General features: G+C 67.8%; 1 protein-coding gene. It reads left to right on the top strand.

The genetic code is table 11. The features are described from left to right. Positions 1-240: 240 nt before the first annotated feature. Positions 241-1,298: hypothetical protein (locus ACFWEP_RS34720; RefSeq protein ID WP_387376299.1), on the top strand; the 1,058-nt coding region annotated here is incomplete at its 3' end.

Here is a 1,298-nt window from a genome sequence, read left to right as displayed (position 1 = left end):
CTGCACCACGTATTCGGCACCTACCTCCAAAGCCGCGCCGACACCACCCCCGACCGCTCACTCCTCCTGGGCGAAGGAGAAAACGAATTCCTCGCACTGGGCGAAGGCGCACCCATCACCTACCACGGCACCAACACCCCACCCACCCTGCCCCCCACACCCACCCCACCCCAGACCGTCTCCGCCCGAGCACCCCAGCCCGGAACGCGAACGGTCGGAGAGCTGCGACCGCAGCAAACCGTGGCAGCGTCGATCGATGAACCGTCGAGCACCGACGAGCCGCTGAGCGAGAGGGAGATCGCGGCCCGGGCACGCCTGCACGCAGCCGAGTCAGCCCTGGAAGCCGCCGGCCTGCGCGCCGACGACCTCCAGCAAAGGATCGACACCGCCACCGATCCACTGGAAGAAACCTTCCTGAGAGCGGAGTTGGCAAGGCACACGACCGTCCTCGCCGACGCCCTCCACGAAGTCGACCTCGCACTCACGGAGACGCGGCCCACTCCCACCGACGCCGGGCCTGTCACGCGACCCCGGATGCGGCTGGACCGCACCCCCCGCTTCACCGTTCCCTCCCGCTTCGACGTCCGCCGCATCCGACACGACGACGACACCGTCACCGACCTCACCATCACCATCGGCTTCAACGGCGGCAACAGCACTGCGGCATGGAACAAACTCCGCCAGGGAGTCGAGGAGTACTACAACGCTCCCGGCCACCGTCTCCCCGGCGGCGACCTGCTCCACATCACCGTCGAACCCGCCCCACCCGGCACCACACCCCACCTGACCGTCGACCTCGTCGGCCAGGACACAGTCATGGACCAGAACAACTGGCACCACGACGCCAACCCCATCGACTACGCCCACGAACTCGGCCACCAACTCGGCCTACGAGACGAGTACCAGGACGAAACCGTCCCCCACCGCCCCGACATCAAGGGCAGCCTCCTCGGCAACTACCACGAGCCCTCACCCGACACACTCCCCCAAGCCCAACTACGCCCACGCCACCTCGAACTCCTCGCCACCCTCATCGGCGACACCGACATCCAGAACAGCAACGGCAACGGCAACTGGAAGCAAGCCCGCAACACCAGCACCTCATCCGCACGTAGTCACACCTGGATCGACCCCGTCTCCCAACCCCTCGGACCGGCGGACGACAGCACCAGCCGACCTGACACCGACACGGTCGCCGCCCGTATGCTCCCGATCCCACGCGGTCTCCGGCAGGACTCCGACGACTCCGACGCAGCCGACTCCGACGACACCGACTGGGACGCACCCGCCCCGCCCCT

It is taken from the genome of Streptomyces sp. NPDC060198, assembly GCF_042728415.1.
Lineage (GTDB): Bacteria > Actinomycetota > Actinomycetes > Streptomycetales > Streptomycetaceae > Streptomyces.
This window is presented reverse-complemented; position numbering and strand designations above follow the sequence as displayed.